This is a genomic window from Streptomyces sp. NPDC059668 (assembly GCF_042734135.1).
Classification (GTDB): Bacteria; Actinomycetota; Actinomycetes; order Streptomycetales; family Streptomycetaceae; genus Streptomyces.
Map to the genome: position 1 here is coordinate 260,311 of NZ_JBHWEL010000001.1, position 14,307 is coordinate 274,617.

Here is a 14,307-nt window from a genome sequence, read left to right on the forward strand (position 1 = left end):
AGCGCGCGTGAGCTGCGGGAGGGGAACGGTCCCCGGGTCAGCGCAGGGCCGCGCGGCGCGGGCGCGGGCGGCCGGGTGGGGTGTGGCGACGGCCGGAGCGGATACGGCCAGGTCCCGGTCCGCTGTCGGGGCCGGTGCCCATGTCCGGTTCGGTGCCGGTCAGGCCGGCTCGGTAGAGCCCGTACGTGATCCGCCGCCGCGCCGCCGCCTCCAGTTCGTCCCGCAGGGCGCCGTCGCGCAGCAGCGCGTCGGGGCCGAGCAGGCCCTCCACGACGGCCAGCGCACCGGCGGTGTCACCGTGGTCCAGCCGCTCGCGGACGCCGGAAAGGCAGTCCGGCTCACGGTGCGCCGCGTCGATGGCGCGCAGGCAGGGGAGTGGGGTGCCGGTCAGCGCGGCCAGCAGTTCTTCGCGGCGGATCTCGTCCGGGTCGTGGTCCAGTGGCGCCAGGGCTCCGTCGACCAGACCGATCCGGTGCAGGGCTCCCCGGCACTCGACGAGGTGCGGTCGTCCCGGCCGGTCCGGGAGCGGGGGCGGCCGAAGCGGGGAACGGCTCGGTGTGTCCGGTGCCAGCGCCGAGGCGACCAGTGGGTGCAGCCGGTCCACCTCGATCACGCCGGCGCGGAGCAGGTCCAGGTCGGGCAGTACCCAGGTCGCCGCGTCGGGCAGGACCGGCAGCGCGGAAGTGTCGGCCTGCGCGGGTGGCGACGTGATCCGCCACGTGGCCGGCCCGTCACCGCCGCGGTCCGTGACCGGGTTCAGCACCACCCGGTGCCGGCTCCCGATCCGTACGGCGACGGCGTCGGTGGGCCGCCCCTCGGCGCGGAGCACGATCTCCGCCTCGGCCGCCCATCGGTCGACGGCGCACCGGTGCGACCGCGGCACCTCCGCCAACGCCTCCGTGTCCACCACCGGGCTGGCGCCGGCGGGCGGTTGCCCGGCACCGGAACGGATCCGCAGTTCGTCCGTCCTGCGCGCGTCCCACAGATGACGGTGGAGGTCGAGGCGGAACCGCCGGTCGGGGTGAGGGTGGGGGTGGCGACGGCCACCGACGTCGGACCAGGAGCCGTCCCGGAGCGCGAGGCTGATCCGCTGGCCGGCGTCCGCCCAGGCAGGCGCTGTCCGTGCGACGAGGTGCACCGGGCTCGTACCGTCGCGTCCCGCTTCTTCGTACCGCGCCAGAGCGATGGTCAGCCCCGGGCGCAGCAGGCCGTCGGGGGCGATCCTCGGCATGTGCCAGCGCAGCAGGTCGGGAGCGAGATGGCGGAGGTCGGCCCGGACCAGGGCGGCGAGCTCCCGGCCATGGGTGCGTGCCACCGAACGCGGACTGAGGTCGACGTCGATCCGCGCGGCGGCACAGGCCCCCGCCCAGTCGCCCGCGCAGCGGCGGGCGGTCGACGTCTCGATCATGGAGGGCGGCACGGCGAACTCGCGCACGCGCAGCCAGAGGGAAAGCCGGGGATCCCGGTTCGCGGTACGAGTGAGCATCAGCGCTCACCTTGCGCGGACGGGTCCCCCGATCTGTGAACGGAGTGAGTGGTCATCGCCGGGATCGTAGCGGTCCTCGCCGGCGAGGTGCCAGGGGTTTTCCACCGGACCGTCAAATGCGCGGCCCCTCTCGCCGTTGTGCCGTCCGGCGGGTCCTCGTCGGGGCTTCGGGTCCTCGGGACCTCGCAAGGGAGGTAGGGAAAAGGGAGGCGGGGAGAGGGGCGGGCGCGGCCCGTCCCTCTCCCCGCCTCCCAGGTGGTGCGGGGGCCGGCAGGTCAGTCCGTGCCGAACTCCATCGCGGCGCGGTCCAGCATCTCGTCGTCCTCGGAGACCTCGCCGCGGGAGGCGATGGCCTCGGCGCCGCCCTCCGGCATGGTGCCGATCAGCCCGGTGGCGGCCGCCTGGGCGGCGCCGATGGCGGGGGAGGTGCCGATCAGGCCGAGTCCGGCGTACTGCTCCAGCTTGGCGCGCGAGTCGGCGATGTCGAGGTTGCGCATGGTGAGCTGGCCGATCCGGTCCACGGGGCCGAAGGCCGAGTCCTCGGTGCGCTCCATGGACAGCTTGTCCGGGTGGTAGCTGAACGCGGGGCCCGTGGTGTCGAGGATCGAGTAGTCCTCGCCGCGCCGCAGTCGCAGGGTCACCTCGCCGGTGACGGCCGTGCCGACCCAGCGCTGAAGCGACTCACGCACCATCAGCGCCTGCGGGTCCAGCCAGCGGCCCTCGTACATCAGCCGGCCGAGGCGGCGGCCCTCGTTGTGGTACTGGGCGACGGTGTCCTCGTTGTGGATCGCGTTGACCAGGCGCTCGTACGCCGCGTGCAGCAGGGCCATGCCGGGCGCCTCGTAGATGCCGCGGCTCTTGGCCTCGATGATCCGGTTCTCGATCTGGTCCGACATGCCCATGCCGTGGCGGCCGCCGATCGCGTTGGCGGCCATCACCAGTTCCACCGCGGAGGGGAACTTCTCACCGTTGATCGTCACCGGGCGGCCCTGGTCGAAGCCGATCGTGACGTCCTCGGTGGCGATCTCGACCGAGGGGTCCCAGAACCGGACGCCCATGATCGGCTCCACGCTCTCCACACCGGTGTCGAGGTGTTCCAGGGTCTTCGCCTCGTGGGTGGCACCCCAGATGTTGGCGTCGGTGGAGTACGCCTTCTCCGTGCTGTCGCGGTAGGGCAGGTCGTGGGCGAGGAGCCACTCCGACATCTCCTTGCGGCCACCCAGCTCGGTCACGAAGTCCGCGTCCAGCCAGGGCTTGTAGATCCGCAGGTGCGGATTGGCGAGCAGGCCGTACCGGTAGAAGCGCTCGATGTCGTTGCCCTTGAACGTCGAGCCGTCGCCCCAGATCTGGACGTCGTCCTCGAGCATCGCCCGGACCAGGAGGGTGCCGGTGACGGCGCGTCCGAGCGGGGTGGTGTTGAAGTAGGCGCGCCCGCCCGAGCGGATGTGGAACGCCCCGCAGGTGAGCGCCGCCAGGCCCTCCTCGACCAGTGCCGCGCGGCAGTCGACCAGGCGCGCGATCTCGGCACCGTAGGTCTTCGCGCGGCCCGGCACCGAGGCGATGTCGGGTTCGTCGTACTGGCCGATGTCGGCGGTGTAGGTGCACGGGATGGCTCCCTTGTCGCGCATCCACGCGACCGCGACCGAGGTGTCGAGACCGCCCGAGAAGGCGATGCCGACGCGCTCGTCGGCGGGAAGGGAGGTGAGGACCTTAGACATAGAAAGAGTATGCATTGAAACGCATGATCATGCAAAGTCCTCGGGGTGGGTTCGTCTGTGGTGTCCCGGACACCGGTGTCCGGATCTGTGGGGCATATGGCTCCAGCGCCATGGCGGCGCCCGCCGTCCGAGCGGAACCTTGAGGAGGAACACGCGAGGTCCACCGGCCCGGACCGGCGGACGGTGACAAGGAGGCGGATGTGATGTCGAGTCGTACGGACACAGCGGCAGGGGTGACGGTGCCCGACACGCGCTTGGCGCGCGAGGCCACCGCGCTGGTGCGCGACACCTCGACCGAACTCCTCTTCCACCACTCGCGCCGGGTGTTCTGGTTCGGCAGCCTGCAGGGGCGCAACCGGGATCTGAGCTTCGATCCCGAGCTGCTGTACATCGGGGCCATGTTCCACGACCTGGGACTCGCCGAGCGCTTCCACCACAGCGGCCGCCGCTTCGAGGTGGACAGCGCCGACGAGGCCCGCCGGTTCCTGCGCGCGCACGACGTGCCCGAGGACAGCATCCGCAGGGTCTGGACGGCCATCGCCCTGCACACCACCCCGGGGGTGCCGGAGTTCATGGAGCCCGAGGTCGCCCTGGTGACCGCGGGGGTCGAGTACGACGTCCTCGGCATCGGCTACGACGGCGTCTCCGACGAGGACCGCGCGGCGATCACCGCGCTGCACCCCCGGCCCGATTTCAAGCGCCGCATCCTCGAGTCCTTCACCGAAGGCGTCCGGGACAAGCCGGGGACCACCTTCGGCAACGTCAAGGCCGACGTACTCGCCCACTACGTCCCCGGCTTCGAGCGCGGCGACTTCGTCGACACGATCCTGGCATCGCCGTGGCCCGAGTGAGGACCGATCCCCGTACGGGCGCGGGGAGTTCGCCCCACACCGTGGCGGTGCTCGCCTTCGACGGAGTGCAACTGCTCGATGTCGCCGGCCCCGCCGAGGTGTTCACCACCGCGAACGAGGACGGCGCCGACTACGACGTACGCATCGTCTCGGAGACCGGGGCGGGCATCCGCACCTCCTCCGGGGTGCGGCTCAGCGCCGACACCGCGGCGGCCGAACTGCCCGGGCGGCTGGGGACCCTCGTCGTCCCCGGCCGCCCGGACTGGCGGCGAGCGGTCGACGACCGGCACCTGGTGGACCTGGTCGCGGCGCTCTCCACCCGCTCGACCCGTACGGCCTCGGTCTGCGCGGGCGCCTTCCTGCTGGCCGAGGCCGGGATCCTGGAGGGCCGCCGCGCCGCGACGCACTGGCGCCTCGCGGGCGAACTCGCCGCGCGCTACCCCCGCGTGCGCGTCGAGGCCGATCCCGTGTTCGTCCAGGACGGGCCCGTCCTGACCTCGGCGGGAGTCACGACGGGCATCGATCTCGCGCTCGCGCTCGTCGAGGCGGATCACGGGGCGGACCTCGCGCGCGCCGTCGCCCAGCAGCTCGTTGTCTTCATGGCCCGGCCGGCCGGCCAGTCCCAGTTCAGTGCCAGGATGACCCCGCGCGGCTCCGGGCATCCCACGCTGCGCGGGGTCATGGACGCCATCGCGGCCGACCCGGCCGAGGCCCACCACATGGATGCCCTCGCGCTCCAGGCGGGCGTCAGCACCCGGCATCTGAGCCGGCTCTTCCGCACGGAGGTCGGCATGACCCCTGGGCGCTATGTGGAGTTGGTGCGCGTGGAGGCCGCGCAGGCGCTCCTCACGAGCGGCAACGACTCGGTGGACGCCGTCGCCGAGCGCTCCGGCTTCGGTTCCGCCGAATCCATGCGGCGCAGCTTCCAGCACATCATCGGTGTCGCACCCACGGTCTACCGCGCCCGTTTCCGCAGCACGGCGGAGCAGGGGACCCGGGCGTGAGTCCGGTGCCGCCGTGTCCCTCCGGGAGCGCTGACCGGGGTGCGGGACGAGGTGCTCGCCCCCGGCTCCAGCAGGCCACCCCCGCCCGCCAGACCTATCGTGGAAGGGAGGAACACGCGACCGCACACCCCCGAGGTGTGCGCGCCCGAGCCACCCCGACCTCAGGGAGCGCGTCATGTCGCGCAGCGCCAACTTCGCCGTCCTGGAGAACTTCGGATCAGCGGTGAACAGTGACCATCTCGCGGATCTGGACGACTATGTCGCACCAGGCTCCGTGGACCACGACCCGGCCCCGGGCCAGGTACCCGGACCCGAGGGCTACGAGGAGATGTTCGCCTCGATGAGACGCGCCTTCCCCGATCTGCACGTCGAGGTCGAGCACGTCATGGCCACCGACGACGAGATCGCCTTCGCGTACACCATCACGGGAACGCATCTCGGTGAACTGATGGGGCACAGCGCGACCGGCAGGACGGTGAGCTACCGGGGCATGCAGATCAGCCGCTTCGCCGACGGGAAGATGGTCGAGCGCTGGGGCAGCAGCGACGAGCTCGGCATGCTGCGCCAGCTCGGTCTCGTCCCGTGATCGCCGCGGGCCCGCCATGAGCGAACCCGCCCCAGGAACGGGTGCACGGCGCCGAGTTCGCTCTCAGGGTCCCCGCGGCCCGGTGATCGCGGCAGCTGCCCGTCCGGTACGCCCGGGTCGGTGACCGGTCCGCTCACCGGGAGACAGCCATGAGCACCGACGAGGGAGCCGCGGCCGGCAGCCGGGACGAGATGTGGGGCACGTCCGTCGAGACGGAGGACATGGCGGCGGCGGTCGTCGACGCGGACGGTACCGTGGCCGGCTGGACACTGGGAGCTCAACGGCTCCTCGGCTACGAGGCCGAGGAGGTGATCGGCCGGCCGTTCGCGGACCTGCTGGCGCCGACGGGCGCCGCCCGGCTGCGCCATCGGCGGGGGCAGCAGCTGGAAGTCGAACTGCGCATCTCCCGACTGGCCGCACGGGACGGCGCGCCGCGATGGCTGGCCGCCTTCGACCCTCATCCCGACGCCCGCCGACGGCTGGCGAGCGAGCGCCTCGCCCTGCTCAGCGAGGCCAGCACCCGGATCGGCACCACCCTCGACGTCATGCAGACCGGGCAGGAACTGGCCGACTTCGCCGTCCCGCGGTTGGCCGACTACGTCACCGTGGATCTGGCGGACTCCGTCCCCCTCGGTGAGGAGCCCCTGGCGCGGCTGGGAACGGACGCCGGGCGCATCCCCGTCTTCCGCCGGGCCGGCCTGGCGTCGATCCACGAAGGCATCCCGGAGGCCTTGTGGGACCGGGGCGAGCCCGTCTTCGTCCCGAAGGCCTCACCGTTCACACAGGTACTCACCTCGGGGAAGTCCTTCATCGAGCCGATGCTGCGCAGGTCCCTCGGCACCTGGCTGCGGTGCGATCCGGAGCGGACCCGGGTCATCCGCACGACCGACATGCACACCGTGATGATGGTGCCGATCAATGCGAGGGGCGTCGTACTCGGTATCGCCGTCTTCGTCCGGACGGACAACCCGGCCCCGTTCGAGCAGGACGATCTGGTCCTCGCGGAGGAACTCGTCGAGCGCGCCGCCCTGAGCCTCGACAACGCCCATCGTTACACCCGCGAACACACCGTGGCCCTGGCCCTTCAGCGCAACCTCCTCCCGGCCCGGCTGTCCGGCGGACCGGCCCTGGAGGTGAGCTCACGCTATCTCCCCGCCGACCTCGACCACGGTGTGGGCGGCGACTGGTACGACGTGATCGCGCTGCCCCGGGACCGGGTGGCCCTGGTCGTCGGCGACGTGGTCGGACACGGCATCCAGGCCGCGGCCGCGATGGGCAGGCTCCGCACCGCCCTGCGCACCCTCGCGGACATGGACCTCCCGCCCGTCGAGCTGCTGAGTTGCCTGGACCGCACGGTCGGGCGTCTGACCCAGGAGGACGCGGACTCCCCGGGCGCGACCGTCTCCGGCGTGGGCGCGACCTGCCTGTACGTCGTCTACGACCCGGCCGAACGGTTCGTCGAGATCGCCGGGGCCGGCCACCTTCCCCCCGTCGTCGTCAGTCCCGCCGGTGAGGCGTCCGTCCCGGAGATCCCCTCCGGGGTCCCGATCGGCCTGGGCCTGGGGCACTTCGAATCCGTCCGGATCGCGATCGCCGACGGCAGCCTGATCGCCCTGTACACCGATGGGCTGGTCGAATTCCCGACCGAGGACATCGAGTCCGGGATACGCCGCCTCGCCGCGGCCCTGGCCCACCCGACGCTGCCCCTGGAGGAACTGTGCGACCGGGCCGTCGCGGCCCGCCGCACCCCCTCCCCGTCGGACGACACCACGTTGCTGCTGGCCCGGACAGGTCCCGTCGGCGCGCGCTGACACCTTTGTCGACCCGGCCGCGCCCGACGACGATCCGGTCGCGGTCCGCCGCGGATGTGTGGGCCGTTGGTGGCAATGCGGTCCGCGCCCGCTTGTGCCTGTCGCCCGGGTACTCGTGCCGCGCTGAACAATCGCCCTGGTCAGGACGCGAGGACGTGTCCGAGTGGCGGCGAGGGGAACGACGATGAACGGAACCGGACAGCCGGAAGGACCGAGACGCCCGGAGCGCAGAGTGCTTCTCGCCGGCGGATTCGCGGTCGCGGCGGCCGCGGTCGCCGGATGCTCCGCCACGAAGGCCGTGGTGGCACCCGCCGGGACCCCGTCGGCGACCGGGAGTTCGCCGGCGGCACGGCCGGCCACGCCCGCGGCGGCCTTCGCGAGACTGATGGACGGCAACAAGCGCTGGGTGAGCGGCGACTTGGAGCACCCCGACCGGGATCCCGACCGGCGGGAATTCGTCGCCCAGCAGCAGGTGCCCTTCGGGTCGGTCCTCTCGTGCATCGACTCCCGGGTGCCGCCCGAACTGCTCTTCGACACCGGGCTGGGCGACCTCTACGTGATGCGCACGGGCGGGGAGGCGATCGGCCCGGTGGTCACCGGTTCGGTCGAGTACGGACCCATGACGAGCGGCACCCCGCTCATCGTGGTCCTCGGGCATCAGCGGTGCGGCGCGGTCGAGGCCGCGTACAAGTCGATTCGCGACAGCAAACCACTCCCTGGCAATCTGCAGTCGATCGTCGAGGCCCTGCGACCGGCGTACGAGCGGACGGCCCGGGAAGGCGGCTCCGACCCGGTCGAGACCATGGCCCGCGCCCAGGTCGAGCTGACCGCGGACGAACTGCGCTCCAACAAGGACCTCGCGCCGCTCGTGAAGAAGGGCGCCCTCGCGGTGGTCGGCGCGTACTACTCGCTCGACACCGGGAAGGTGGAAGTGCTGACCGGCGCGCCCTCCTGATCCGCTGGGACCGCGGTGGACGCCCGATTCGGACCGCGGTCGAACCTCCGTGGAGTCGCGGGAGAGCGCGCGTGTGGACGCGGCGGCGCGGAGCACTCACCCGGCTGGGGGAGCGGGGCGCGCTCGCCCGGCCGGGGGTGCGGGAAGGGTGATGGCGGCCTGTGGAGTCCCGTGCCGCCCATCGTTCGGCCGTCACCCCTGGTGTGAAACGGCCCGAACTGCGGGCCTTTGCCGCGCCGAGGTGGGGCGGCTCCGTCTCCTGATGGCCGTTGCTCTCTGGTGGTAGGCGGATTCGCCGTGTAGCGTCGCTCGCAGATGTCGTGGTTCGCAGTACCTGCCCGCGCTCCGGTGCGGGCTTTTTGCTGTGCAGTGCCTGAGGACCAGGGCGATCACCTCCGGATCCGCGCGGTGCGGATCCGAAATCGACTGAGAGGCATTGACATGGCCACCGGAACCGTGAAGTGGTTCAACTCGGAAAAGGGCTTCGGCTTCATCGCGCAGGACGGCGGCGGTCCCGACGTCTTCGCGCACTACTCGAACATCAACTCGAGTGGTTTCCGTGAGCTCCAGGAGGGCCAGGCCGTCACGTTCGACGTGACCCAGGGCCAGAAGGGCCCGCAGGCCGAGAACATCACCCCCGCCTGACCGACGGCAGGGCGGCACGCCCGTGCCCGCGGAGCGCAGGCTCCGCGGGCACGGGCGGTCCCAAAAGCAGACAGTCACGGGCGGCAGCAGGGCCGACCGGCGCGACGCTCGCCGGCCTACGCCCAGACGCCCGACCGGCGCGACGCTCGTCGGCCTACGCAGAGACGCCCGACCGTGACTTCCGAACAGACTTCCGGGCTCGCGGCGAACCGGGTTCCGGGACGGAGCGGCCGGCTTCCCGGCCCGCGGAGAACCGCCGTCCGGGCCGCGGTGAAGCGACCCCCGCGCCGCGGGAGCGGTCCGCCGCGATGAACGACGGCGAGGCGCACGCGCCCGCCCTGCGTGGCCCGCGGCCATCCTGGACCTGGTCGACCCTCAGGGTCCCGGCCGGAGTGCGTCCCACCGCCTGAGGGAAACCCCGGCGCCAAGGTGTGCCACGACGGCTCGCGAGGGCTCCAGGGCGACGAATACGGCGGCTCCTGGGGCCGTACGGCGACGACGGTCGCCGGTCGCCGGTGCGCCGTGTGTTCAGGCGGTCGGCGCCGGGAACAGCAGGCAGCTGCTGGTGGCGTGGGCGAGCAGCCGGTCGGCGGAGTCGTACAGCTCGGCCTGGGCCAGCGCGGTGCGACGGCCGCCCTTCAGGACGGTGCCCACGGCGCGCACCTTGCCGGTGTCCACCGTGATCGGACGCAGGAACTTCACGGTCAGGTCGAGCGAGGTGTAAGCCATGCCCTGCGGAAGCGTCGACTGGACGGCGCATCCCGCCGCGGAGTCGAGCAGGGTCGCGTAGATCCCGCCGTGGACGCTTCCGATGGGGTTGTAGTGCTCCTCGCCGGGCTCCAGCGAGAACACCGCGTGCCCGTGGTCGACCTCTTCGAGCACGATTCCGATCGTGGCGCCGATGGGAGGACCGGGCAGCCGGCCGGCGATCATCGCGCGCAGGAAGTCGAGCCCGCTGGTCCTGCCGACCTCGGAGGCCGAGACCGAGGGGTCTTCCCACTCGTACGTACGTGACCGGCCCATGCGTGTTCTCCTCATCCGACTGCGTCGCTCGAAGCTAGTCCGCGGCGCAGCTGACTGTCAACGGCGAAGCCAGCTCGCCTATGATGCACGTATGGAGTGGCTCGAGGTGAGCACGGAGAACTGCACGGTCCAGCGCACGCTCGACCTGGTGGGCGAGAAGTGGACGCTGCTGATCCTGCGCGACGCCTTCAACGGCGTCCGCCGATTCGATGACTTCCGCCGTCATATGGGGCTTTCGGAGGCCGTACTGGCCGGCCGGCTCCGCAAGCTGGTCGCGGCCGGGATCCTGCGGACCGAGCCGTACCGGGAAGAGGGCAGCCGTACGCGGCACGAATACCGCCTGACACCCAAGGGGCGGGACCTGTGGCCGGTCCTGGTGGCGCTGAGACAGTGGGGCGAGGCGTACGTCGCGGATCCCGGGGGACCGATTCTCGACATCCGGCACAGCGAGTGCGCGGCACCGGTGCGAGTCGTGGTGGAGTGCGTCGACGAACACGTCGCGCTCACCCCGAGAGAGGTCACGGTCGTACCCGGTCCGGGCGCGCGGCCTCACGCCTGAGCGACGGCGGGTGACGGGCGTGTTCACGTGACCCGCCCGGCGTCGCAGGCGAGATCGGCCCAGACCGTGTGCCCCTGCGGTGTCGGCTCGTCGCCCCAGCGGCAGGAGAGCGCGTCGACGAGACGCAGGCCCCTGCCGTTCTCGTCCATCGTGAGGGCGGGGTGTGCCCGACGCGAGCCGCTGAGGCCGTGGTCGAGAGTGTGGCCCGCGTCGGCGACCTCGATGTGTACGGTGCGGCCGTCATGCCGCGTACGTCGAAGGGTCACGGAGACGCGGACGGGCGGTTCGCCGTGGCGCAGGGCGTTGGACAGCAGTTCGCTCAGCACGAGCGCGGCGTCGTCCGCGAGCCCTTCGACGTGCCAGTGACGGAGACAGCCGCGCACGCTCCGGCGCGCGGCGCTCGTGCAGAGGGCCGAGTCGCAGACGAAACCGTCGGGTTCGGGTGTCATGATGCGCGTCCCTTGTGGGCCTCCAGCGGCTCTTCGCGTCAAGGGAGAGGCGGATGCCCGGGGAGGGGTGTCGCGGGGAGAGGCCGTGGCGGGGGCGGCGTCGCGTACCCGCGGTCGGACCTCGCGCTGAGGGTCACATCCGGCCGGCCCGGGCGAGGGGCGGCCGGTGCGGACGTGGGGCGACGCGGGCTCCGCTCGTCAGTCACGCGTACACCCCGATCCGGAACGCCCGCACCGGCGGAGGGCGCTCCGCACGGGGCGGGTCCCGGTGGGCTCAGTAGCCGATGATGCGAGCGATGAAATAACCCGCGACGATGATCGCCCCGATGATGATCAGCCCGAGCCACCACAGAGGGTGCTCCCAGATCCCGCCGTCCGGCCGTTCCTGATGTGCCTCGGCGATCGAACCCTCGACCGGAGGGGTTTCGCCCGGTGGCACCAATGGCTGTGACATGTCTCAACTCTCCGCCTCCAGGGACGGCGCCGCATCTCAGGCGCCCGCGGGACGGTAGCCACTGTCCGAGCCGGAGGGCACCGGGCCGGCCCGGCTCGACCGGCCCCGCCGTGTGGAGCCGAACCTCTTCACACAGACTGAGCTGTACAGCCAAAACTGTACAACTCAAGCTGCGGGTTCTACTGTGGGAGACATGAACGAGAGCCCGCGTCCTTCACCGTCGGCGGTTCAGGCGTCGCGACAGGTCCGCACGGTCATCAGCCGGTTGCGGCGCCGCATCCTGAACGCCGCGGAGGCCGAGGACATCACTCTGGGGCAGGCGTCCGTACTGACCCACCTCTCCGGCAGGCCGGGCGTCACGGCCAGTGAGCTGGCCGCTGCCGAGGGGGTGCGCCACCAGTCGATGACGACGACCGTCGCGGCGCTGACCGCCCTGGGGCTGGTGGAACGGCGGCCCGACCCCGATGACCGGCGCCGTCTGCTGATCGCGCTGACGGAGGAGGGGCACCGGCGGGTGGAGGAGGGGCGACAGGTCCGGCAGGAATGGCTCGCCGGTCAGTTGCAGGAGAAGTGCACGGAAGAGGAACGACGGACCGTGATGGCCGCCATGACGGTACTGGAACGCCTCACCCATGACTGAACAGAGGACAGAGGAGCGGGGCAGGACGGCGACGGCGGGTTTCGACCGGCGACTGCTGCCGCCGATGATGCTGGGCTCGGTCCTCAACCCGGTCAACTCGACGATCATCGCCGTCTCGCTCATACCCATCGGCGACGCGCTGGGCGCACCGCCCGCGCAGACCGCCTGGCTGGTCTCCGCCCTCTACCTGGCGACTGCTCTCGGGCAGCCCGTCGTCGGCCGGCTCATCGACGTCTTCGGGCCGCGCCGGCTCTTCCTCGTCAGCACGAGCCTCGTCGGGGTCGCCGGTGTCGTCGGCACCCTGGCGCCGAACCTGGGCGTGCTGATCGCCTCGCGGGTGCTGCTCGGGTTCGGCACCTGCGCCGGATATCCCGCGGCGATGGCGCTGCTGCGCAGCGAGGCCAGGCGCACCGGGCGGGACAGTCCCGGCGGGGTACTGACCGCGCTGGCCGTCGCCAACCAGACCATTGCCGTGATCGGCCCGCTGCTGGGCGGTCTCCTGATCGGTCTGGGCGGCTGGCGCGCCACCTTCGCGCTCAACGTACCGCTGGCCGCCGCGGCCGTGCTGCTGGGGCTGCTCCGGCTGCCCAAGGAGGCGGGAACAGGGGAGTCCCCGCAGCGCGGGCGCCTCGCGGCCCAGCTCGACCTGCCCGGCATGGCACTGTTCGCCGTGACGCTGGTGTCGCTGCTCCTGTTCCTCATGAACCTGCACCTACGCGACTGGTACCTGCTGGTGACCGCCGTCGCCGCGAGCGCCGCGTTCGCGGCGCGGGAGCTGCGGGCCGCCACCCCGTTCATCGACCTGCGGGTGCTGGGCGGCAACACACCGCTGCTCACCACGTACGGCCGCGCGCTGGTCGCGTACGTCGTCTCGTACGCCTTCCTCTACGGCTTCACCCAGTGGACGGAGGAGGGCTTCGGACTCTCGCCGTTCCACGCCGGGCTGGCGCAGATCCCCATGTTCCTGGTGGCCATCGGTGTCTCCATCGTCTCCGGACGGCGCAAGGGCGTGCGCGGCAAGCTGCTCGTCGGCGGGCTCGGACAGGTCGTCGCCTGTGTGGTGATGCTGACGCTCAGCGAGGACAGCCCCGTATGGACGCTCGTGCTCGTCGCCCTCGTCTTCGGCGTCCCGCAGGGACTGAACAGCCTGGCCCTTCAGAACTCCGTCTACTTCCAGGCGGATCCCGAGCGGACCGCCTCCTCGGCCGGCCTGCTGCGCACCTTCGCCTACGTCGGTTCGATGGTCGCCTCGTCCACGACTGCCGCCTCCTTCGGGCGGCGCGCGGACACCGGCGGCATGCACCATCTCGCCTGGGTCATGCTCGGCGCCGGTGTGCTCTACCTCCTCCTGACGGCCTTCGACCGCACGCTCGGCCGCGCGACGGACAGGGACACCCAGGCCGACGCGCCGCAGGCGTCATAGACCACCCCGCGACCACCGCCACACCCGAACGAAGGCGCCCACCATGCCCCGCACCGTGCTCCTCCTGATGGACCTCCAGCTCAGCCACCTCGCCCAACTGCCCGCCGACTACCTCCCGCACGCCGTGGAGGCACTCGGCACGGCGCGCGCCGCGGGCGTCCCCGTCATCCACGTGGCGCTCCGGCTGGGCCCCGGCCACATCGACGCCCACCCGCGCAACAAGGTCTTCGGCTCCCTCCCGTCCCACGTCTTCACCGCCGACGACCCCGGTGCCGCCATCCACCCCGACGTCGCCCCCGCCAAGGGCGAGATCGTCGTCCACAAGAACCGCGTCAGCGCCTTCGCCGGGAACAACCTCCAGCAGATCCTGGCCGCCCAGGACATCGAGCACCTGGTCCTGGCCGGCATCGGCACCGGCGGCGTCGTCCTGTCCACCGCCCTGCAGGCGGCCGATCTCGACTACAGGCTCACCGTGCTGTCCGACGCCTGCGCCGACCTCAGCACCGCACTGCACCACACCCTCGTGAACGACGTCCTCGCCCGGCGCGGCGAGGTCACCACCGTCGCGGAGTGGGCGCACGCCCTCCACGCCGGTTCGTGAACCGCCCGGTGAGCCCGGCGCTCGCCGGAGACGGCTCGCGGCGACGGCGGACGGGGGGGGGGGGGGGGCGGGGCCCCGGCCCCCCCCCCCCCCCCCGGGGGC

General features: G+C 72.0%; 15 protein-coding genes. 10 read left to right on the plus strand and 5 right to left on the minus strand.

What is annotated here, in order from left to right; all coding sequences use genetic code 11:
* Positions 1-37 precede the first annotated feature (37 nt).
* Positions 38-1,486 (minus strand): hypothetical protein, encoded by a 1,449-nt coding sequence (locus tag ACFV2J_RS01145; RefSeq protein WP_385436863.1) that lies wholly within the window; start codon positions 1,484-1,486, stop codon positions 38-40.
* Positions 1,487-1,761: 275 nt separating this feature from the next.
* Positions 1,762-3,204, minus strand: a complete 1,443-nt coding sequence (gene argG / locus ACFV2J_RS01150; RefSeq protein WP_385096598.1) for an argininosuccinate synthase — start codon at positions 3,202-3,204, stop codon at positions 1,762-1,764.
* Between the two features lie 203 nt (positions 3,205-3,407).
* Between argG and ACFV2J_RS01155 the strand changes: the two genes are divergently transcribed.
* The 6 genes from ACFV2J_RS01155 to ACFV2J_RS01180 all read left to right on the plus strand — a co-directional run bounded on the left by ACFV2J_RS01155 (position 3,408) and on the right by ACFV2J_RS01180 (position 9,056).
* Positions 3,408-4,055, plus strand: a complete 648-nt coding sequence (locus ACFV2J_RS01155) for an HD domain-containing protein (RefSeq protein ID WP_385096596.1) — start codon at positions 3,408-3,410, stop codon at positions 4,053-4,055.
* Positions 4,043-5,059 carry a GlxA family transcriptional regulator gene (locus tag ACFV2J_RS01160; protein ID WP_385436866.1) on the plus strand — a complete coding sequence of 339 codons (1,017 nt, stop codon included), beginning with the start codon at positions 4,043-4,045 and terminating at the stop codon, positions 5,057-5,059. The genes ACFV2J_RS01155 and ACFV2J_RS01160 overlap by 13 nt, the downstream gene beginning before the upstream one ends.
* Before the next feature lie 175 nt (positions 5,060-5,234).
* Positions 5,235-5,645: an ester cyclase gene (locus ACFV2J_RS01165; RefSeq protein ID WP_385096591.1), complete on the plus strand. Its 411-nt coding sequence runs from the start codon at positions 5,235-5,237 to the stop codon at positions 5,643-5,645.
* A 149-nt stretch (positions 5,646-5,794) separates the two neighbouring features.
* A complete protein-coding gene (locus tag ACFV2J_RS01170) occupies positions 5,795-7,456 on the plus strand; it encodes a SpoIIE family protein phosphatase (RefSeq protein WP_385436868.1) in 1,662 nt (553 codons plus the stop codon).
* Positions 7,457-7,640: 184 nt separating this feature from the next.
* A complete protein-coding gene (locus ACFV2J_RS01175) occupies positions 7,641-8,411 on the plus strand; it encodes a carbonic anhydrase (protein ID WP_385436870.1) in 771 nt (256 codons plus the stop codon).
* A 441-nt stretch (positions 8,412-8,852) separates the two neighbouring features.
* Positions 8,853-9,056: a cold-shock protein gene (locus tag ACFV2J_RS01180; protein WP_148009846.1), complete on the plus strand. Its 204-nt coding sequence runs from the start codon at positions 8,853-8,855 to the stop codon at positions 9,054-9,056.
* Positions 9,057-9,584: 528 nt separating this feature from the next.
* Here ACFV2J_RS01180 and ACFV2J_RS01185 read toward each other — a convergent pair.
* Positions 9,585-10,079, minus strand: a complete 495-nt coding sequence (locus ACFV2J_RS01185; RefSeq protein WP_385094029.1) for a PaaI family thioesterase — start codon at positions 10,077-10,079, stop codon at positions 9,585-9,587.
* Between the two features lie 91 nt (positions 10,080-10,170).
* On the opposite strand from ACFV2J_RS01185, the gene ACFV2J_RS01190 reads away from it, so the two are divergent.
* The gene (locus ACFV2J_RS01190; protein WP_385094026.1) at positions 10,171-10,638 is read left to right on the plus strand and encodes a winged helix-turn-helix transcriptional regulator; all 468 of its coding nucleotides are present in this window, start codon (positions 10,171-10,173) and stop codon (positions 10,636-10,638) included.
* Between the two features lie 23 nt (positions 10,639-10,661).
* Here the strand turns inward: ACFV2J_RS01190 and ACFV2J_RS01195 are convergent, their stop codons facing one another.
* On the minus strand, positions 10,662-11,087 hold the full coding sequence (locus ACFV2J_RS01195; protein WP_385094023.1) for an ATP-binding protein: 426 nt from the start codon (positions 11,085-11,087) through the stop codon (positions 10,662-10,664).
* A 274-nt stretch (positions 11,088-11,361) separates the two neighbouring features.
* Positions 11,362-11,541 (minus strand): DUF6480 family protein, encoded by a 180-nt coding sequence (locus ACFV2J_RS01200; protein WP_385094020.1) that lies wholly within the window; start codon positions 11,539-11,541, stop codon positions 11,362-11,364.
* Between the two features lie 193 nt (positions 11,542-11,734).
* On the opposite strand from ACFV2J_RS01200, the gene ACFV2J_RS01205 reads away from it, so the two are divergent.
* Genes ACFV2J_RS01205 through ACFV2J_RS01215 form a run of 3 tightly spaced genes read left to right on the plus strand, consistent with a single transcriptional unit; the run spans position 11,735 to position 14,205 of the window.
* A complete protein-coding gene (locus ACFV2J_RS01205) occupies positions 11,735-12,181 on the plus strand; it encodes a MarR family winged helix-turn-helix transcriptional regulator (RefSeq protein ID WP_385094017.1) in 447 nt (148 codons plus the stop codon).
* On the plus strand, positions 12,174-13,604 hold the full coding sequence (locus tag ACFV2J_RS01210) for an MFS transporter (RefSeq protein WP_385094014.1): 1,431 nt from the start codon (positions 12,174-12,176) through the stop codon (positions 13,602-13,604). The genes ACFV2J_RS01205 and ACFV2J_RS01210 overlap by 8 nt, the downstream gene beginning before the upstream one ends.
* A 43-nt stretch (positions 13,605-13,647) precedes the next feature.
* Positions 13,648-14,205: a cysteine hydrolase family protein gene (locus tag ACFV2J_RS01215; RefSeq protein WP_385094011.1), complete on the plus strand. Its 558-nt coding sequence runs from the start codon at positions 13,648-13,650 to the stop codon at positions 14,203-14,205.
* Positions 14,206-14,307: the final 102 nt, after the last annotated feature.